This is a genomic window from Seonamhaeicola marinus (assembly GCF_008085455.1).
In genome coordinates this window covers 1-280 of the sequence record NZ_VSDQ01000284.1, presented here as the reverse complement: position 1 = coordinate 280, position 280 = coordinate 1, and the positions used below count along the sequence as shown (strand labels likewise).

Below are 280 nucleotides of genomic sequence, written 5' to 3'. Positions count from 1 at the left end.
ATTTTAAAGTTGATGCGTTCGTTAACTTTAATGATGAAATAGCTTTTGCCGATTTAGCACCTTCGGAAGTTGAAAAAGATTACATATATGCTGCCGATGCTAACGGTAACCCTTACAGCCCATCATGGTACACACTCAATTTACGCACACAATACCACATAGGGCAATCTACATTATTAACAGCTAGTTTAGAAAACATTACAGACCAACGCTATAAAACCTACTCATCGGGTATTGCAGCTGCTGGCCGTAATTTTATTCTATCATTAAAATATAGTTT

General features: G+C 36.4%; 1 pseudogene. It reads left to right on the top strand.

The features are described from left to right. Positions 1-280, top strand: a pseudogene (locus FUA24_RS04000) (TonB-dependent receptor); the annotation flags it as partial.